Source organism: Blastococcus brunescens, assembly GCF_035320885.1.
GTDB lineage: Bacteria > Actinomycetota > Actinomycetes > Mycobacteriales > Geodermatophilaceae > Blastococcus_B > Blastococcus_B brunescens.
The window spans coordinates 3,611,902-3,629,804 of sequence record NZ_CP141261.1; the positions used below are offsets into that span (position 1 = coordinate 3,611,902).

Below are 17,903 nucleotides of genomic sequence, written 5' to 3' on the forward strand. Positions count from 1 at the left end.
TCACGCTACCAGCGCCGCTCCCGACCACCCTGCCGGTCGCGGACACCGCGCGCGGCCGGCGCCGTCACCGCCGAGGGCCGGTGGGAAGCTGGGACAGCGCGAAGCTGGAGATCTGGATGGTGTTGGTCGAGGTACCGCCGAGGGCGGTGAATGTCGCCATCGAGCCGATCGGCCGCTTGAGGCCGTTCTCCATGTAGAAGATCGTCCCGTCGGCCGCCCGCAGGAAGCGGGTCAGGTCGATCGCTGCCTTGGGCAGCGCCGCGCACGCCGCCGGGTCCACGGCCGTGTCGTACAGGGTGTAGTGGGCGGCGGCGTCCGTACCGACCCGGTACAGCTTGCCGCCCAGCCCCAGGTAGCGGGTGCCGCCGCAGTCGATCGCCGTCCCGATGCCGGAGTTGCGCACCGTGTAGGCGGCCACGTCCACGTCACCCACCTGCACGAGCCGCGTCGCACCCAGCTCCAGCGTGGTGCTGAACGACCCCACCGGGATCAGCTCGGACCGGCCGTTGACGAAGAACACCGTGGGGCTGCGCGGCGAGAACACCAACGCACCCGGCCCCAGCTGCGCCGGACCCGCCGGCAACAGATCGGCCACCCGCTGATCGATGGTCAGGAAACTCGGCGCCGGATCCCCGCCGTTGAGCGCGACCAGATCCGGCCAGGACGAGACGCTGCGCCGCTTACCCTCCCGCAACACGTACACCGTGCCACTGGCCGAACCCTTCACGAACCCAGCTCCGCTGAACGTCCCCGCATCAGGGAAATACCCCAGCACCGACGCCGGCATCTCCGGCGGCGCCGCAGGCAGCATCGCCGGATCGGTGAGGTGCCACTTGCCGGCCTCGGTCAGCAGGAACACCCCAGACCCACCCGCCTCCCGGACGATCGCCCCCGGCACCCCCACCCGCGGCAGCTGACGCAAGCTGACATCGTCCAGCAGCCGCACCGGCAGCCCCCGCAACGCCGACACCACCCGCACCGGCTCGGCCACCGACACGAAGTCAGAACCCACGCTCAGAGTCATGCCACCGGTCGACCGGTTCCGCAGCGCCACACCCGGGCGGGTGACCGGCACCCCATAGGGCACATGCGCCACACCCGCTTCCAGCAGCGTCACACCGACCGTCGGCATCCCCGCCGCGACCAGCGCCGCGTCATCCACCGCCTCCCGCTTCACCCCACCCTGGACGAAGAACGCCTTCCCGGTGGTCGTCCGGTACAACGACGTCATCATCGGCCCGGTATGGAACGCATCGATCTGCGACTGCTCGAGGGCGACCGGCGCGTCGCAGGACCCACCGTAATCGGCCACCTGCCCGCACGACGGGAACTGCAACTTCATCCCCGCATCAAGGAAAAACATGTCCCCGCTCGGCGACGCCACCAGCCGTCCCATGCGTTGCTGGGTCGCCCACTGGTCCAGGTACCGCTGCGAGACGAAGGAGACAGCCCCGAGGCGAGACAGCGCCGACAACGTCGGTAGATCGGCGACCAGGTGCTTGCCGGTCGTCGAGAGCAGGTACACCTCGGCGTTCTCTCGGGTGCGGACCAATGAGCTGCCTGGGCGGGCCGGTAGGCCCGAGACTCGCACCTGCGCGCCGGCCGGCGACATGCTCGTCACCGTCACCGTGAAGACGCCCGGAGTCAGCGATCCGCCCGCGATCTCCACCGGGACGCCCACGGGCAGCGCGACGTCGAGGTCGCCTCCCGCGGGTGTCCCGTCCATCAGGAGCGACGTGTCACGCCCGCTCGAAGCCCTCCGGAGCAGGACCCCGGCCTCCAGGCCGTAGGTGTTCTCGCTCGTGCCGAGCCAGCCATCCCGGGCAGCGGCGGGGCGGTACTCGAGCCAGTAGACGCCGGGTCCTGCGTCGATCCTGATCGCCCGGGTGCCGCTGCGCTGGGACACCGGCGCCAGCGTGACGGTCTCCACCGGGGAGCCGATCGCGAACGACGCGTGCGACAGACTGCCCAGGCGCGACGCCTGGGCGACGTTGAGCGTCCCGACGGGTCCCCAGGAGAAGCCCATCACGTCGTAGAGGTCGGCGTACTGGGAGTCGGCGCACGTGCCTGCGTAGCCGGTGCCGGTGCACGTGCGGCTGGACGAGTGGCCGAGGCCGAAGTTGTGGCCCAGCTCGTGCGCGATGATCGAGACGACGGCACTCTCCGTGTACAGGAGGCCGCCGGAGCCGATGCCGTTCCCGATCGTGCCGAGCCCGGCCGAGCAGTCCGAGAAGTTCACCGGCGCGTTCGCGAGGTAGAGCAACAGGTGGTTGCCGGTCCCCGAGTAGGAGTCCAGCGGATCCGCTGGGGCGGGAACGGGATTCACCGTGGCTGCGGCCTCGCGCCACATCCCGAACGGGTCGTCGCAGCCTGCCGAGAGGGCGACGTCCGTGGGCCAGGCCGTGGCCTCGACCCCGACGACTCCGTCGGTCTGCTCGCCCCAGAAGGTTGCGACCGATCCGTTGACGACCGCCGCGACGTCGGCCGGGGTCGTCGTGTCCGCTGCGGCGTTCACGGCGGGGACGACCCGGACGACGGTGACCCGGTTGGTCACGGTGCCGGCCGGGGCCACCGGCGGGAGGTCTGCGGGGCGGCCGCCAGCACCGTCGCCGAGAGCACCTCCCGCGCCGGGTCCTGCCCCTGGTCCTCCGATGCGGCGTCGGCGACCTCGTCGCCCACGGTGACGGCGACGGTCGACCCCACCGGGATGTCCGCGACGTCCTCGGTCGCCACACGCACCGCCTCACCAGGCGCCGTCTCGACCCAGCTCAGCAGGGCGTGGTCGGCATCCTCGGCGTCATCGCCGTCGTCGGCGTGGTCAGCGGCGTCGGCCGGGTCGAAGTGCTCAGCCCAGGCCTGCACGAGCTCGCCGACCAACCGCTCGGTGCCGTCGTCCGCCTGCGCCCCGGGGAGCGCAACGGTCAGCGGGACGACGACCGCCGCGAGGGCGCCGACGATCAGCGTCCGACGGGTCCGCGGCCAGCGGGCGGTAAGCACCAGGGAACTCCAGGACAGTCGGGACCGGTCTGCGGGGCGGCCTCGACCGCTGCGGCATTATTACGCGCTGTATCGAGTCACATACGCTTCGAATCGCCGTGCGATCCGTTGCGCGCAACGCGAGGCCGCGTCAGCGGGCGCGCGGCGACCGTGCGCGGAGCCGGCGGACGACCAGCAGCGTCGTGAGGGCGAGCAGGGCGCCGGCCGCCGCGACGAGCGGCAGGGTGCCGAGCGAGCTGTCCGCGACCGGCTCGAGCCCCGGGGCGGTCCGCATGGCCCGGCCACCGAGCTCGGGCGCCACGAGCTGCGCGGGGGCCGCCGCGACGACCTGGGCCGCGTCGCCGGTCCCGGTCATCACCGTGCCCCGCGGCTCAGCGGCGGGGGCTGCGGGGCGGCGGGAGCCGCACCCGCGGTGGACGTCGGCGTGACCGTCAGGACGGCACCGGCCGGCGAGACGCCCTGGACGACGACGGTGAAGGCGCCACCCGAGACGGGCACCGCCACGCCGACCGGCAGCGCGGCCTGGAAATCGGTCTCCCAGGCGCTCGCCGGACCCGGGGTGGCGTCGAGCAGCACGGAGGTGTCCGGCAGGGTGCCGGCACGGCGCAGGAGGACCCCGGTCTCGAGCCGGTGCCGGTCGGCGTCCGTGCCCAGCCAGCCGTCCTGCCCCGTCGCCGTCCGGTACTCCAGCCAGTAGACGGAGCCGGCCGCGTCGGTGAGGCGCAGCGCACGTGTGCCGGTCGTCCCGGACAGCGGGGCGAGCGTGGTGGTGGTGACGGCGTCCTGCACCGTGAGCGCCTGGATCTGGGCGGCCGGCAGCAGCCCGATGCGTGCCGCCTGGGGAACGGTCAGCGAGCCCATGAGCGACCGCGAGACCCCCATGACGTCGTACAGGTCGCGGTAGCCGACCGTGCGGCAGCCGCTGCCTTCCACTGCGCCGTCGCACTGCTCGGCCGAGGAATGGCCGAGGCCGAAATTGTGGCCGAGCTCGTGCACGATGGCCGAGGACGACGTGGTCTGCACGTAGAGGCGACCGCCCGTCCCCGTGGTGGTGCCGACCTCGGCCAGCGCGTAGGCGCAGCCGGGCGCCGCACCGCTCACGTAGACCAGCAGGTGGTTGCCGTCGCCGGCGGCGAAGCCGACCGTCGCGGCGACCTCGTTCCAGAGCGCACCGGCGTCGGCGCAGCCGGCGGTCGTCGCCGTCCAGCCGTGCGACCGGGTCACGCCGAGCTGCACCGCGCCGTTGCTCTGCCGCGACCAGAAGTCGGCGACCGGGCCGTTCACCGTGTCCACGATCTGGGCCTCGGTGACGCCGTCGGCGGCGACGCCGGCCGGCCGCACCAGTACGACGGTGACCCGGTTGGTGAGGCCGGCGGGGTCGCGGAGCACCGGGGTGGCCACGGGCAGCGCCACGACGTCCTTCTCGAGGACCTCGAGGGCCTCGTCCTCGTCGTCCGAGCCCTCGGTCCCCGAGCCGAGGGTGACCTCGACGGTGGCGCCGGTGGGGAGGTCGGCCATCGCGGCCGGGTCGACCCGGACGGCGTCGCCCGCGGCCGGCTGGACCCAGGCGACCGCACCGTCACCGGCATGGCCGTGGCCCTCGTGGCCGGCGGCCTCGTCGGGGTGCGCCTCGGCCACGGCGTGCACGAGCCGGCCGGTGACCGACGTGCCGGCCGGCTCGTCGGCGGCGGCGACGGCACCCGGCAGGAGCGTCGAGGCGGCGACGGCGGCGGTGACCACGAGGGAGCGCAGGAGACGCGGCGTACCGAGGGCGGCGGAGTCGCGGACAGAAGGCATCCACTGCTCCATCGGCGGCGCCGACGTCCATCGGCACCGCGAAGCGGATATTGAGCGGAACGCTCGTCACAGTGGACCCAGCCGGCGCGCAGCCCCACGGCTCACACGGGAAAGGGGTCAGGCCACGCCCCGGCCTGACTCCGCACCCCTGGAGGGACCCGCCGCGACGCTCCCACGGCTGTCGTCAGGCGAGGTGGTCGGCGCCCATCAGCCGGCGGCCGGCCTCGGTGATCGACCCCGAGAGCGAGGGGTAGATGGCGAAGGTCTGGGCCAGGTCGGCCACCGTCAGCCGCTGGGTGACGGCCAGCGCGATCGGCAGGATCAGCTCGGACGCACCCGGGGCGACGACGACGCCGCCCACGATGACGCCGGTGGAGCGACGGGCGAACATCTTGACGAAGCCGTCGTGCAGGTCGCTCATCTTCGCCCGTGCGTTGGTGGCCAGCGGCAGCAGGACGACCTCGACGTCGGGGTAGTCCGGCAGGCTCTTCTGCTGCACGCCGACCGCGGCGATCTCCGGGTGGGTGAAGACGTTCGCCGCGACGGTCTTGAGCCGGATCGGGGCCACGGCCTCGCCGAGCGCGTGCCACATGGCGATCCGGCCCTGCATGGCGGCGACGGAGGCGAGCTGGAAGACGCCGGTGACGTCGCCGGCGGCGTAGATGCCGGGGATCGACGTCCGCGAGACCCGGTCGACGACGACGTGGCCGGACTCCGTGGTCTCCACGCCGCACTTCCCGAGGTTCAGACCCGACGTGTTCGGCACCGTGCCGACCGTCATCAGCGCGTGCGACCCCTCGACGGTGCGCCCGTCGGTCAGCTCGACCAGCACACCCTTGCCGGTGCGGCGCACCGCGGCGGCCCGTCCCTTCTCGGCGATCTTCCCGCCCCGTGACCGGAACACCTCCTCGACGACGGCGGCGGCGTCGGAGTCCTCGCCCGGCAGCACCTGGTCGCGGGAGGACACGAGGGTGACCGGGACACCGGCCTCCAGGTAGCCGGAAGCGAACTCGGCACCGGTCACACCGGACCCGACGACGACCAGGTGCTCGGGCATCTCCTGGAGGTCGTAGACGTCGCGCCAGTCGAGGATGCGGTCGCCGTCGGGTTCGGCGCCGGGCAGCACGCGGGGGTCCGCGCCGGTGGCGATGAGGACGACGTCGCTCTCCAGCTCCTCGGACACCCGTCCGTCGGCGTCGACGATCTCCACCTTGTGCGCGGCCAGCCCCGGATCTCGTCGGAGAGCCGCCCCTGCCCGGCGACGATCCGGACGCCCTCTGCCGCGAGCCGGGCGTGGATGTCGGCCGACTGGGCGACGGCGAGCCCCTTGACGCGCTGGTTGACCGACGCCAGGTCCAGGTCCACGGTCTTGAGTTCGGCGCCCTGCAGGCCCAGGACGGCGGAGTCGCGCACCGACGTCATGGCACCGGCGGCCGCGATGAAGGTCTTGGAGGGGACGCAGTCGGTGAGCACGCTGGCGCCGCCGATGCCGTCCCGCTCGATGACGGTGACCTCGGCACCGAGCTGTGCGGCGACCAGTGCGGCCTCGTAGCCGGCCGGTCCGCCGCCGATGATGACGATGCGGGTCATGGGGTGCCTTCTCCGGTGCTCGACTGCGGCTTGTCCGGCCATTCTCCCCGGTGCCGCCCCGGAGCGCTGTGACCGGCGTCCTCCGGCCTGCCGCCCGCGGTGGTTAGGGTCGGGCGAATGGGCCTCTACGCCGCCTACGGGTCGAACATGGATCCCGCGCAGATGCTGCGCCGTTGCCCGTCGTCCCCGCACGCGGGCACCGGCTGGATCCAGGGCTGGCGGCTCACCTTCGGCGCCGAGGAGTTCGGCTGGGAGGGCTCGCTGGCCACGCTCGTCCCCGCCGAGGAGGACCACGAGGCGCTGCACCCGGGCGTGTTCGTGGCGCTCTACGACCTGACCGAGGCCGACGAGCGGGCCCTGGACGCCTGGGAGGGCGCCGACCTCGGGCTCTACCGGAAGCTGCACCTGCGGGTGCACACCCTGGGCGGCGACGTCGTGGCCTACGTCTACGTGCTCGACGCGTTCGAGGGCGGCCTCCCGTCGGCCCGCTACCTGGGTGCGCTCGCCGACGCGGCGGAGGCGGCCGGTGCGCCCGCGGACTACGTACGCGACCTGCGCACGAGGGACTGCCGCTCCACCGGCGTCTGAGGTGCCCTCAGGAACGGGGGCGGGCGCGTCCTCGGGGGCGGTGAGGAAGGTCTGCAGGATCTGCTGGGCGGCCAGCGCGGGAGTGAGCTCGCCCGCCAGCACCGCCTTCTCCAGGTCCGGGACGGCGGACCGCACACCCGGGTGCGCGCGGAGCTGGTGCTCGAGGGAGTCGCGGACCAGCTGCCAGGTCCAGCGCACCTGCTGGGTGCGGCGCCGCTCGTCGAACCGGCCCGAGGCCCTCATCCGGTCCTGGTGCTCGACCAGCTTGGCCCAGACCTCGTCGAGCCCGTCACCGGTGAGCCCGGCGCAGGTCAACACCGGCACGTCCCAGGTCTCGTCGTGGCCGCGCAGCATGCGGATCGCTCCGGACAGCTCGCGGGCGGCCTTGCGCGCGTCGCCCGCGGCCGGCCCGTCGGCCTTGTTCACGGCGATGACGTCGGCGCTCTCGAGGATGCCCCGCTTGATGCCCTGCAGCTGGTCCCCGGTGCGTGCGAGGGTCAGGAACAGGAAGGAGTCGACCATCTCCGCGACGGCGATCTCCGACTGCCCGACGCCCACCGTCTCCACCAGCACGATGTCGTAGCCGGCCGCCTCGACGACCACCATCGACTCCCGCGTCGCCTGCGCGACCCCGCCGAGCGTCCCTGAGGTGGGCGAGGGCCGGATGAACGCGTTCTCGTCGACCGCCAGCCGCGCCATCCGGGTCTTGTCCCCCAGGATCGAGCCACCGGACCGGGCGGACGACGGGTCGACGGCGAGCACCGCGACCTTCGACCCGGCCGCCGTCAGGTCGACGCCGAGCTGGTCGATGAAGGTCGACTTGCCCACGCCCGGCACCCCGCTGATCCCGACCCGGCGCGCTCCCCGGCGTGCGGCAGCAGCTCGACCAGCAGCTCCTGCGCCCGCTCCCGGTGGTCACCGCGCCGCGACTCGACCAGGGTGATGGCGCGCGCCATCGTGCGGCGGTCCCCGCCAGGACCCCCTCGGCGAGCGCAGGGACGTCGACAGCCGCCATCAGTGACCGAGGCGCTGGGACAGCTGCCTGAGCAGGTCCTGCGCCGCCTCGGCGATGACGGTGCCGGGCAGGAACACCGCCGCCGCCCCCATCTCCTGCAGCGTCGGGACGTCGTCGGGCGGGATGACGCCGCCGACGACGATCATCACGTCGTCGGCACCGAGCTCGGCCAGCGCCTGCTTCAGCGCGGGCACCAGCGTGAGGTGGCCGGCGGCCAGCGAGGAGACGCCGACGACGTGCACGTCGGCCTCGACGGCCTGCCGGGCGACCTCCTCCGGTGTCTGGAAGAGCGGGCCGACGTCGACGTCGAAACCGAGGTCGGCGAACGCGGTGGCGATCACCTTCTGGCCGCGGTCGTGGCCGTCCTGGCCCATCTTGGCGACCAGGATGCGCGGCCGGCGACCCTCCGCGTCGGCGAACTCCTCGGCCTTGCGGCGGGTCTCCTCCATCGGCCCGGACGCTCCTGCCTCGTCGCGGTACACACCGGAGATGGTGCGCACCTGGCCGGCGTGCCGCCCGTAGACCTCCTCGAGGGCGTCGGAGATCTCCCCGACGGTGGCCTTGGCGCGGGCGGCGTCGACGGCCAGCTTGAGCAGGTTCGCCTCCAGCCCGCTCCCCGCCGTCCCTCCGCGGCGGCGCGGGCGGCGTCGGTGAGCCGGCGCAGGTGCTCCTGCACGGCCTCGCCGTCACGTTCGGCGCGCAGCTGCTCCAGCTTGGCCTTCTGCTGGGAAAGGACGTCGGCGTTGTCGACGCGCAGCACCTCGATGGCCTCGTCGGCCTGGACCCGGTACTTGTTCACGCCGATGACCGGCTGGCGGCCGGAGTCGATCCGGGCCTGGGTGCGGGCGGCGGCCTCCTCGATGCGCAGCTTCGGGATGCCGTCGTCGATGGCCTGGGCCATGCCGCCGTGCTCGGTGACCTCCTGGATGTGCGCCCAGGCGCGGCGGGCCAGGTCGTAGGTCAGCTTCTCCACGTACGCCGAGCCGCCCCACGGGTCGATGACCCGCGTGGTGCCGGACTCCTGCCGCAGCAGCAGCTGGGTGTTGCGGGCGATCCGGGCGGAGAAGTCCGTCGGCAGCGCCAGCGCCTCGTCGAGGGCGTTGGTGTGCAGCGACTGGGTGTGCCCCTGGGTGGCGGCCATGGCCTCCAGGCAGGTGCGGACCACGTTGTTGTAGACGTCCTGCGCGGTCAGCGACCACCCCGACGTCTGGCAGTGGGTGCGCAGCGACAGCGACTTCGGGTTCTGCGCCCCGGCCTCGCGCACCAGCTTCGCCCACAGCAGCCGCCCGGCCCGCAGCTTGGCGACCTCCATGAAGAAGTTCATCCCGATCGCCCAGAAGAACGACAACCGGGGCGCGAAGGCGTCGACGTCCATCCCCGCGGCCTGGCCGGCCTTCAGGTACTCCACGCCGTCGGCGAGGGTGTAGGCCAGCTCCAGGTCGGCCGTCGCCCCGGCCTCCTGGATGTGGTAGCCGGAGATCGAGATGGAGTTGAACCGCGGCATCTGCTGCGAGGTGAACGCGAAGATGTCGCTGATGATCTGCATCGAGGGCTTGGGCGGATAGATGTAGGTGTTGCGCACCATGAACTCTTTGAGGATGTCGTTCTGGATCGTCCCCGTGAGCTGCTCCGGCGCCACCCCTGCTCCTCCGCGGCGACGATGTAGAGCGCCAGCACCGGCAGGACGGCGCCGTTCATCGTCATCGAGACGCTCATCTTGTCCAGCGGGATGCCGTCGAAGAGCTGCCGCATGTCCAGGATCGAGTCGATGGCCACCCCGGCCATGCCGACGTCACCGGGCACCCGCGGATGGTCGGAGTCGTAGCCGCGGTGGGTCGGCAGGTCGAACGCGACCGACAGGCCCTTCTGCCCGGCGGCCAGGTTCCGGCGGTAGAACGCGTTGGACTCCGCGGCGGTGGAGAACCCGGCGTACTGCCGGACCGTCCACGGCTGCGTCGTGTACATCGTCGGATACGGCCCGCGCAGGTACGGCGCGACGCCCGGGTAGGTGCCCAGGAAGTCCAGGCCGGCCAGGTGTTCGGGCGTGTACAGCGGTGGGACCGCGATCCCCTCCGGCGTCTCCCAGGCCGCCTCCTCGACGCCCCGGCCGGTCGTCTCCTCGAACGCCTTCGCCCAGTCGTCGGCCGTGACGTCCGAGGACGGACGGCCCAGCTCGACGGAACCGAAGTCGGGTATGGCGCTCATGCCTGACCTCCCTGGGGGCCATTGCGGCCACTTCGGCCCAACAACTCGGCGTGCACGGTCCGCAGGACGTCGAGCGCGTCGCACCCGGCGAACAGGTAGCCGTCGACGCCGTCCACCGCGAGGTCGGGCTTCCCGGCCAGCCACACCTGCGTCGCCCCGGCCGCCTTGAGCTCCTTCGCCAGGCAGGCGGCGTCGGACGCGTAGTCCTTGTCGGTGCCGCAGATGCAGGCGACCGTCGTCCCCGCGTCGGCGAAGCCCTCGGCACCGTCGCCGGTAGGGGTCTCCAGGCCGCCGGCCTGGAACAGATTCCCCGCGAAGGTGGCGCGCGCGGTGTGCCTCGCGATCGGCCCGATCGTCGCGAGGAAGACGGCCGGCCGATCCGCGCCCTCGGACTGCGAGGCGGCGTCGGCGGCGTCGCGGAGGGCCTCGAACTCCTGCGCCGCCCGCACCCTGGGCAGCCCGCCGGACGGCGCCGCCCAGGCGTACGGCTCGCGTACGGGCAGCTTCTCCGCCAGGTTCGGGAACTCACTGACCCCGGTGAGCGCGTCCCTGCGGGTGGCCAGCCGCCGCGCCCGCGCGTCCCACGCGGCGGCGATCTGGTCACCCACCAGGCCCGAGTCCAGCGCCGCGACCAGACCCCCGGCCCGCTCGATCTCGGTGAACCAGTCCCAGGCCGCCCGTGCCAGGGAGTCGGTCAGCGACTCCACGTACCAGGAGCCACCGGCCGGATCGAGCACGCGGGCCAGGTGCCCCTCCTCCACCAGCAGGTTCTGGGTGTTGCGGGCGATCCGGCGGGAGAACGCGTCCGGCAGGCCCAGCGCCGCGTCGAACGGCTGCACCGTCACCACGTCCGCGCCGCCCACGCCGGCGGCGAAGCAGGCCACCGTGGTGCGCAGCATGTTCACCCACGGGTCACGCCTCGTCGTCATCACCGAGGAGGTGACGGCGTGCTGCCGCTGGGCCCGGGCCTCCGGCGCGGCACCGCTGACCTCACCGACCCGGTCCCACAACCGGCGGGCGGCGCGCAGCGCCGCGATCGTCGTGAACTGGTCCGCGGTCGCGCCGTAGCGGAACTCGAGCTGGCCGAACGCCTCGTCCACCGACAGACCGCCCTCGGTGAGGGCGCGCAGGTAGGCGACGCCGGCCGCCAGCGAGCAGCCGATCTCCTCCACCACCGACGCCCCGGCGTCGTGGAACACGGTGGCGTCCACGACGACGGCCCGCAGCCCGGGATGCGCGGCGGCCCGGCGGGCGATGGCGGCGAGCCCGGTCAGGTCCTGCCGCTCCCCGTCGCCGCCTGCACCGCCAGCGGATCCAGGCCCAGCGAGCCGCCCGCAGCCAGGTCGTCCCGGCCCTCGACCAGCGCGAGGAACGCCTCCGCGGCCGGCAGGCCACCGGTCACCGCCACCGGCGCCAGGTCGAGGAACACCTCGGACAGCACCGCGCCCAGCTCGTCGGCCGGGACCGCCCCCTCCCCGACCACCAGCCACAACGAGGTGACACCGTTCTCCAGATCGCCGGCGATCGCCTCCCGGGTGACGGCGACGTCCGGATGCGCGTGCCGCTGGCGCACGTCCCAGGCGCCGGGGGCACCGCCCTGGGCGCCGCCCGCGGCGCTGACCTCCGCCGATCCGGCCGGTCCACCACCCGGTCGGGCACCGCGGACGAACGGCGGCAGTCCGGGAACGCCCGCGGCCACGGCCAGGCCCGCCGCGTCGTCGGCCGTGTACAGCGGGGCGACCCGCACCCCCGTCGCCACGGTGCGGCTCAGCGCCTCCTCGACCGGGTCGGGCAGGTCCCCCGGCCGCTCTTGCGCAGCACCCCGGCCACCAGCTCCCGCCACTGGTCCCGCGTCGCGGCGTCGAACTCGGCGGCCAGCGAGAGGTCGCTGGGGACCTCGTGCTCGGCCGGCACCTCTGCGTCAGCAGGAGCGGGGGCGTCGGCCGGGGCCGGCGCGTCAGCCTGCTGGTCGGTGGAACTCATCCTCGGTGGGTCTCCTCCACGGCGGTGTGACCTGCAGTGTCTCCGGGCGCCGGACGCCGCCTGCGAGGGGTGCGGGTGGGCTGGTGGGAGACGGCTCGGCGTCGGCCTCGAGGGCGTGCAGCGCGGTGCGGGCCAGCAGCCGCACACCGACGCCGAGCGCGCGCTCGTCGACGTCGAACGTCCCGCGGTGCAGGTCGAGCGGCGGACCGCCACCGTGGGTGCCCAGCCGGGCCAGCGCGATGGGCATGACGTCGGCGAACCAGCCGAAGTCCTCCCCGCCCATGGACTGCGGGGACAGCACCAGGTGGTCGCTGCCGACCGTCTCGAGCGCCGCGGCCCGCAGCAGCGCGACCGCGCGGGGTCGTTGACCACCGGCGGGACGCCGCGGATGTAGTCGACGTCCACCTCGGCGCCGGTGGTGGCGGCGACCCGCCCCACGAGCGAGCGCATGAGCTCCTCGGCGCCCTTCCAGGCCTCCCGGTCCAGGACCCGGACGGTGCCGCGCAGCTGGCCGCGCTGCGGGATGGCATTGGCCGCGACGCCGGCGTTCACCGCGCCCCAGACCAGCGACATCCCCGTCCGCGGGTCGACCTGCCGGGACAGCAGACCGGGGACGTCGGTGATCAGCCGCCCGAGGGCGTCGACCAGGTCCACGGTGAGCTGCGGCCGGGCGGTGTGGCCGCCCGGGCCGATGAGGGTGACGTCCATGCGGTCGCAGGCCGCGGTGATCGCGCCGGTGCGCAGGCCGACGGTCCCGGCGGGGATCGACGGGTCGCAGTGCAGCGCGAAGGCGCGGGAGGCCCCGTCCAGCACACCGGAGGCGACCACCTCCGTCGCGCCGCCGGGCACCGTCTCCTCCGCGGGCTGGAAGACGCAGCGCACGGTGCCGGGCAGCCCGTCCATGGACGCGAGCGCGACGGCCACGCCGAGCACGACGGTGGTGTGCACGTCGTGGCCGCAGGCGTGCGCGAGGCCCTCGCGGGTGGAGGCGTAGGGCACGTCCTTGAGGTCGGCCAGTGGCAACGCGTCGATGTCGGCCCGCAGCACGACGACCGGTCCGCCCGAGCCGACGTCGACGGTCAGCCCGGTGCCGGTGGGCAGCCGGCGCGGGGTGAGCCCGTGGTGGCGCAGCCGCTGCTCGAGGAAGGAGGTGGTCTCGAACTCCGCGTAGCCGAGCTCAGGATGGGCGTGCAGGTGCCGGCGGGTGGCCGACAGCGCGCCCTGGTTGGCGGCGACCCAGTCGTCGACGGCGGCACCGAGCTTCTCGACGACCGGGGTCACGCCGCGTGCCCCCAGCGCAGTCGGCCGGTCCCGGCACCGGAGCGGCGGGATCGCCCGCGGGGCCCGAGGAGGGCAGGCCGTCCCGCAGTTCCGCGAGCAGGCTGTCGACGACCGGCTTCAGGTCGCCGCCGGACGTCGCGGCGACCGCACGCTGCCGCTGGTAGGAGGCACCGACGGCCAGGACCCGCTCGACGTCGCGCAGCTCGGCCTCGCAGTCCAGCCGCTTCGCCGTCGGCACCAGGTCCTCGACCAGGTCCAGGATCGCCTGCCGCACGGGCCGGACGGTGCCCTTCTCGTCGACGACGATGTCGGCGTCCAGGCCGTAGCGGGACGCCCGCCACTTGTTCTCCCGGAGCACCCAGCTCGCCGGTCTGGGGAGCGTGTAGCCGCGGTCGAGCTGGGTGTCGAACTGCTCGACCAGGCACTGGCTGAGGGCGGCGACCGCGCCGATCTCGTCCAGGGTCGGCAGCCCGTCGCAGATGCGCAGCTCCACGGTGCCGAAGCCGGGGTGGGGGCGGACGTCCCACCACACCTCACGGACGCTCTCGATCGAGTTCGTCGAGATCAGCGTCTCCATGTAGTCCTCGAACTCGTCCCAGCCCGCCAGCTGGTAGGGCAGTCCCGCGGTCGGCATCGACTCGAAGATCTTGGTCCGGGACGACGCCAAGCCGGTGTCGCAGCCGACCCAGTAGGGCGAGGACGACGACAGCGCCAGGAAGTGCGGGATGTACTGGCACAGCGCGTTGACGACCGGGATGGCCTTCTCCGGCGACCGGACGCCGACGTGCACGTGGACGCCGAAGATCTGCAGCCGCCGGGCCAGCCACTGCATGCGCTCGACGAGCTGGAGGTAGCGCTCCTTGGGCGAGATGAGCTGGGTCTGCCAGTCGGTGAACGGGTGCGTGCCCGCGCACAGCAGGCCCAGTCCGCGGCGCTCGGCGACGGCGCTCACCTCGGCGAGTGTTCCGGCTAGGTCCGCCTTGGCCTCCGACACCGTGGTGCAGACCCCGGTGATGATCTCGATCGTCGACTGCAGCAGCTCGTGCTTGGCCTTGGGATGCTCCTCGGCGCCCTCGGGCCGGATCTCCTCGAGGATCTCGACCGCGCCCGCGGTCAGCTCGCGGGTTCCCCGGTCGACGAGCTGCAGCTCCCACTCCACACCCAGGCTGGCGCGCTGCGAGGATTCGAAAGGGATCTGCACGTCGGAAGTCTAGGTTCGTTCCCAGCCCGCCACCCGGTGGCGGAGCAAGATCACTCCCCACGGTGATCCGGCCGCGCGGGCCGTATCCCTGCACCGCGGTCGGACCTCTTCCCGGTGTCGGGATCCACCGACGCCCGCACCGGGCGGAGACCCTCCGCTACCGGCGCACATCCACAAGGCCCCTACGACCACCCGCCCTGCGCCCTCGTGCAGCCCGGACGGCCCGGCCCACTCCACCGTGAGGTACGGATCATGTCCACTCGCCTGTTCCACCACCCCGCCTCCACCGCCACGATCACCCTGACCTCGGCCGCGCTGCTGGCCGGCGTCCTCAGCGGAACCGCCGCCGCGGACCCGCCCGCCCTGAACCGGGACGCCTGCGTCGTGGCCATCGCCCCGGCGGGCGTCTGGCCCGGCACCCTCGACGCCGCTCACCACCAGTACCGATTGGTGTCGGATGCCTACGACAGCCGCCTGTCCCGGCAGCCGGCCTGTTCCCCGGATCTGGCCACCCGGTAGCCGGTGGACGCCGTCACAGCCGGACCACAACCGGTCCGGCTGTGACCGCAACCGCTCCTGCGTGGACTGGAGGCGCAGCCGGGATCCCCCGGCGCCGCTCCCCGGAGGTACCGGTCATGTCCCGTTCCCCGAACCGTCGTCGCGCCGCCGTCCTCGCCGTCGCCGCCCCCTCCTCGCCACCGGACTGCTCAGCACGGCCGGACCGGCGTCCGCCGTCCCAGTGGAAGGCGATCCCAGCCCGTCGACCTGCCTGCGCCTGGAGCGACTGCCCTCCGCCGCCGCGGCCGGCAGCACCCTCTTCGTGGCGCACGGGTACGCGTTCGTGCTCAGTTCCGACTGCTGACGCGCGGCGCCGGCTCCGCAGGCGCAGGTGCCGTGCGAGCGCCGCCGACGGGCGGTGACAACCAGGCCACAACCGCGGCGAGCCGGACCGCAACCGGCCACGCCTGTGCTGGTCGCGTCGCCGGGAACGACCCGGCGAACGACCGAGAGGCACCGGCCATGTCCACCACCCGCTCGCACACCCGTCGTGTCACCACCGTCGTCGTCGCCGTCGCGACCGCCACCGGTGTGGCCTGGGCCGGCCCCTCGGCGGCCGGCGGCCACCCGGGGGTCTTCGACTCCGAGACGTGCGCGGCATCGCTGACCCGCGTGTGGTTCCACCCCGGCCGGCTCGGCGACGACGGCCCCCTGCTGTTCTCCGACGCCTACGAGAGCTACGTGCTCCGCCAGCCGCCGTGCGACGCGACCCGGCCGGCGCCCTCGATCCACGACCGGGACAGGATGGGCCACGGCGACCCGCTGTGAGACACCACGTCAGGAGCTCGTGCAGGTGGCCTCGTACGGCTGCTCGGGCAGGTAGCGGTCCCACTCCTCCCGGGTGAGGTCGCGATCGACGATCCGGCACGCCTGGTCGGCCCAGCGGCCCGGGTCCAGGGGTACCGCCGGCCCGGCCGGTCCCCGCTCAGGGCGATGACCTCCTCCCCGGCTCCGGCACGAACCAGGTGGAGCCGGTACCCGGGTCGGTCGCCGCCCGCAGCGGCTGGGCGCGGACGAGCCCCGCTCGACGTCGAAGAGCCGGACCGTCGCGTCCACCCCGGAGGAGACGACCGTCCGATCGTCGAGCCACTCGACCTGGAGGACGGCGTCGTCGTGGACGTTGGCGGGCAGGGCGACCGGTTCCCAGGATCCGGTGTCGATCACGTGCAGCAGGCCGAACTTGCCGCCACCGACCAGCCGCCGACCGTCCGGTGAGAAGGCGAGTGTCACGACGAAGTCCCTGGAGCCCAGGTCGACGCTGTCGACCCAGTCCAGGGTGTCCGCGTCCAGCACGTGGATCGAGCCGCCCGCCCGGCCGGCCACCACGATGTGCTCCCCGTCCGGTGTCGGCTGCATCGCCTGAGCGGTGACGGGGACCCCGGCCACGTCGACCACCTCTCCGGTGCGGGGATCGACGACGGCCACGTCCCCGTTGAAGCCGTCGGGGTGCCGTCCATGCCGAGCAGGAGTCGCGTCCCGTCCTGGGTCCACGCCGCGCACCACACCGGCCAGTCCGTCACGTGCTGGCCGGGCGGGGCGTCCCCTCCCCCGCGGGAAGCGTCACCTGCGAGATCACCTCGCGGGTCCGGGTGTCGAGCACCGTGGCCCCCAGCCCCCAGGTGACGGCGACCATGCTGCCGTCCGGGCTGACCGCGGCCGACGAGCCGAACATGTCACCGGGCACCGTGTCGCCCAGCGCGATCTCTTCGACCAGCTCGCCGGTTCGGGGTCGAGGAACGTGGCCGCCACGCCGACCGTGTCGTCCGGCGGGGACGCCGGATCGACCCGCGCGCTGCTCGCCGCCCGCGTCGGCGCGACCAGCAGTCCCGGCCCGACGAGCTGCGGCTGGCTGGAGATCCAGCGCTCCCCGTGGGTGGATACAGCGCGCCGAACCCGGCGTCGCCGGTCATGTCCCACGCGATCACCGTGTCGTCGAGCGAGGCGGTGACGAGCTGGCGGCCGGCGGGATCGATCTCCGCCATGACGACGTCGCCGCGGTGACCGGTGAGCAGCTCCCGCTGTGACCAGCGGCCGGTCGGGGCGTCGACGTCCCACAGCACCACGGCACCCCCGTCGCCCACCGTCACGGCCCACGTCCCGTCCGGGGACAGCGCGAGGTCCCGCACCGGCGCCTGGTGGGCGTCCAGCGTCTGGACGGCTTCGCCGTCGCGGTCGTAGAGGGTGACCGTGCCGTCCGCCCAGAGCTGCGCCGCACCCGCCGGGAGGGCCAGGAAGCCGAGGCTCTCGACGGTCCTCGCAGGGACGGCGAGGGCCGCCTGACTGCCGTCGGTGAGGTCGATCCGGGTGGCAGGCGCGCCGGCGTCGAACCCCCACAGGACCGCCCCGACCGCGTCGTCCGACACGGTGGCGGCCAGCTCGTGGACCGGCACCGCATGCGTCCCGCCGATCCCGGTGTCGTCGGCGCGCGGGCGGTCCGGATCGACGGAGACCAGCTGCCAGCGCGACGAGAAGCCCCGCGCGGCGGGGTCGAAGCTCGCCAGGAGCAGCAGCACGCGGCGGCCGTCCGCGGTGAAGGCCCCCGACCGGCACCCCGCCGAGCGCATCTCCTCCGAGCAACGGCCGGACCGTCCCGTCGGCGAGGAGCAGCTCCACCCAGGGACTGCCGTCGTGCACACCCGCGCCCATCAGCACGTCCTCGGTGGGCGAGGCGTCGTTCGTCCACCACGG

General features: G+C 73.6%; 16 protein-coding genes and 3 pseudogenes. 3 read left to right on the forward strand and 16 right to left on the reverse strand.

Going from position 1 to position 17,903, the window contains the following annotated elements:
* Positions 1–64: 64 nt before the first annotated feature.
* The 6 genes and pseudogenes from U6N30_RS24255 to U6N30_RS24280 form a co-directional block, all read right to left on the reverse strand.
* Positions 65–2,572: a reprolysin-like metallopeptidase gene (locus U6N30_RS24255; RefSeq protein ID WP_324274293.1), complete on the reverse strand. Its 2,508-nt coding sequence runs from the start codon at positions 2,570–2,572 to the stop codon at positions 65–67.
* On the reverse strand, positions 2,551–2,997 hold the full coding sequence (locus tag U6N30_RS24260) for a hypothetical protein (RefSeq protein ID WP_324274294.1): 447 nt from the start codon (positions 2,995–2,997) through the stop codon (positions 2,551–2,553). The genes U6N30_RS24255 and U6N30_RS24260 overlap by 22 nt, the downstream gene beginning before the upstream one ends.
* 130 nt (positions 2,998–3,127) lie before the next feature.
* Positions 3,128–3,352: a hypothetical protein gene (locus U6N30_RS24265; protein ID WP_324274295.1), complete on the reverse strand. Its 225-nt coding sequence runs from the start codon at positions 3,350–3,352 to the stop codon at positions 3,128–3,130.
* Positions 3,352–4,794, reverse strand: a complete 1,443-nt coding sequence (locus tag U6N30_RS24270) for a metallopeptidase domain-containing protein (protein ID WP_324274296.1) — start codon at positions 4,792–4,794, stop codon at positions 3,352–3,354. The genes U6N30_RS24265 and U6N30_RS24270 overlap by 1 nt, the downstream gene beginning before the upstream one ends.
* 184 nt (positions 4,795–4,978) lie before the next feature.
* The gene (locus tag U6N30_RS24275; RefSeq protein WP_324274297.1) at positions 4,979–6,004 is read right to left on the reverse strand and encodes an NAD(P)H-quinone dehydrogenase; all 1,026 of its coding nucleotides are present in this window, start codon (positions 6,002–6,004) and stop codon (positions 4,979–4,981) included.
* A gap of 86 nt (positions 6,005–6,090) precedes the next feature.
* A pseudogene (locus U6N30_RS24280) lies at positions 6,091–6,426 on the reverse strand (FAD-dependent oxidoreductase); the annotation flags it as partial.
* Between the two features lie 120 nt (positions 6,427–6,546).
* Here U6N30_RS24280 and U6N30_RS24285 point away from each other — a divergent pair.
* Entirely contained in the window at positions 6,547–6,972 is a 426-nt protein-coding gene (locus U6N30_RS24285) for a gamma-glutamylcyclotransferase (protein ID WP_324278443.1), read from the forward strand.
* A 105-nt stretch (positions 6,973–7,077) separates the two neighbouring features.
* Here U6N30_RS24285 and meaB read toward each other — a convergent pair.
* The 7 genes and pseudogenes from meaB to U6N30_RS24330 all read right to left on the reverse strand — a co-directional run.
* Positions 7,078–7,928 (reverse strand): annotated as a pseudogene (gene meaB / locus U6N30_RS24290) (methylmalonyl Co-A mutase-associated GTPase MeaB); the annotation flags it as partial.
* Positions 7,929–7,986: 58 nt separating this feature from the next.
* Entirely contained in the window at positions 7,987–8,361 is a 375-nt protein-coding gene (locus U6N30_RS24300; RefSeq protein WP_324274299.1) for a cobalamin-dependent protein, read from the reverse strand.
* Positions 8,325–10,192, reverse strand: a pseudogene (gene scpA, locus U6N30_RS24305) (methylmalonyl-CoA mutase). The gene U6N30_RS24300 and the pseudogene scpA overlap by 37 nt, the downstream one beginning before the upstream one ends.
* Positions 10,189–11,403, reverse strand: coding sequence for a methylmalonyl-CoA mutase family protein (locus tag U6N30_RS24315; RefSeq protein WP_324274301.1), 1,215 nt, complete (start codon positions 11,401–11,403; stop codon positions 10,189–10,191). Before U6N30_RS24315 ends, scpA begins: the two are co-directional and overlap by 4 nt.
* A gap of 59 nt (positions 11,404–11,462) precedes the next feature.
* Positions 11,463–11,951, reverse strand: coding sequence for a methylmalonyl-CoA mutase family protein (locus tag U6N30_RS24320; RefSeq protein ID WP_324274302.1), 489 nt, complete (start codon positions 11,949–11,951; stop codon positions 11,463–11,465).
* Positions 11,952–11,959: 8 nt separating this feature from the next.
* Positions 11,960–13,456: an amidohydrolase gene (locus tag U6N30_RS24325; protein WP_324274303.1), complete on the reverse strand. Its 1,497-nt coding sequence runs from the start codon at positions 13,454–13,456 to the stop codon at positions 11,960–11,962.
* A complete protein-coding gene (locus U6N30_RS24330; protein ID WP_324274304.1) occupies positions 13,353–14,657 on the reverse strand; it encodes a glutamate--cysteine ligase in 1,305 nt (434 codons plus the stop codon). Before U6N30_RS24330 ends, U6N30_RS24325 begins: the two co-directional genes overlap by 104 nt.
* A gap of 252 nt (positions 14,658–14,909) precedes the next feature.
* Between U6N30_RS24330 and U6N30_RS24335 the strand changes: the two genes are divergently transcribed.
* Together U6N30_RS24335 and U6N30_RS24340 are read left to right on the forward strand one after the other, a co-directional pair.
* Complete coding sequence (locus U6N30_RS24335; RefSeq protein WP_324274305.1) at positions 14,910–15,176, forward strand: hypothetical protein; 267 nt, start codon at positions 14,910–14,912, stop codon at positions 15,174–15,176.
* A gap of 501 nt (positions 15,177–15,677) precedes the next feature.
* Positions 15,678–15,983, forward strand: a complete 306-nt coding sequence (locus U6N30_RS24340; RefSeq protein WP_324274306.1) for a hypothetical protein — start codon at positions 15,678–15,680, stop codon at positions 15,981–15,983.
* A gap of 9 nt (positions 15,984–15,992) precedes the next feature.
* Here the strand turns inward: U6N30_RS24340 and U6N30_RS24345 are convergent, their stop codons facing one another.
* Genes U6N30_RS24345 through U6N30_RS24355 form a run of 3 tightly spaced genes read right to left on the reverse strand, consistent with a single transcriptional unit; the run spans position 15,993 to position 17,728 of the window.
* Positions 15,993–16,706, reverse strand: a complete 714-nt coding sequence (locus U6N30_RS24345; protein WP_324274307.1) for a WD40 repeat domain-containing protein — start codon at positions 16,704–16,706, stop codon at positions 15,993–15,995.
* Between the two features lie 25 nt (positions 16,707–16,731).
* The gene (locus U6N30_RS24350; protein ID WP_324274308.1) at positions 16,732–16,899 is read right to left on the reverse strand and encodes a hypothetical protein; all 168 of its coding nucleotides are present in this window, start codon (positions 16,897–16,899) and stop codon (positions 16,732–16,734) included.
* The gene (locus U6N30_RS24355; RefSeq protein ID WP_324274309.1) at positions 16,889–17,728 is read right to left on the reverse strand and encodes a WD40 repeat domain-containing protein; all 840 of its coding nucleotides are present in this window, start codon (positions 17,726–17,728) and stop codon (positions 16,889–16,891) included. Before U6N30_RS24355 ends, U6N30_RS24350 begins: the two co-directional genes overlap by 11 nt.
* Between the last annotated feature and the right edge of the window lie 175 nt (positions 17,729–17,903).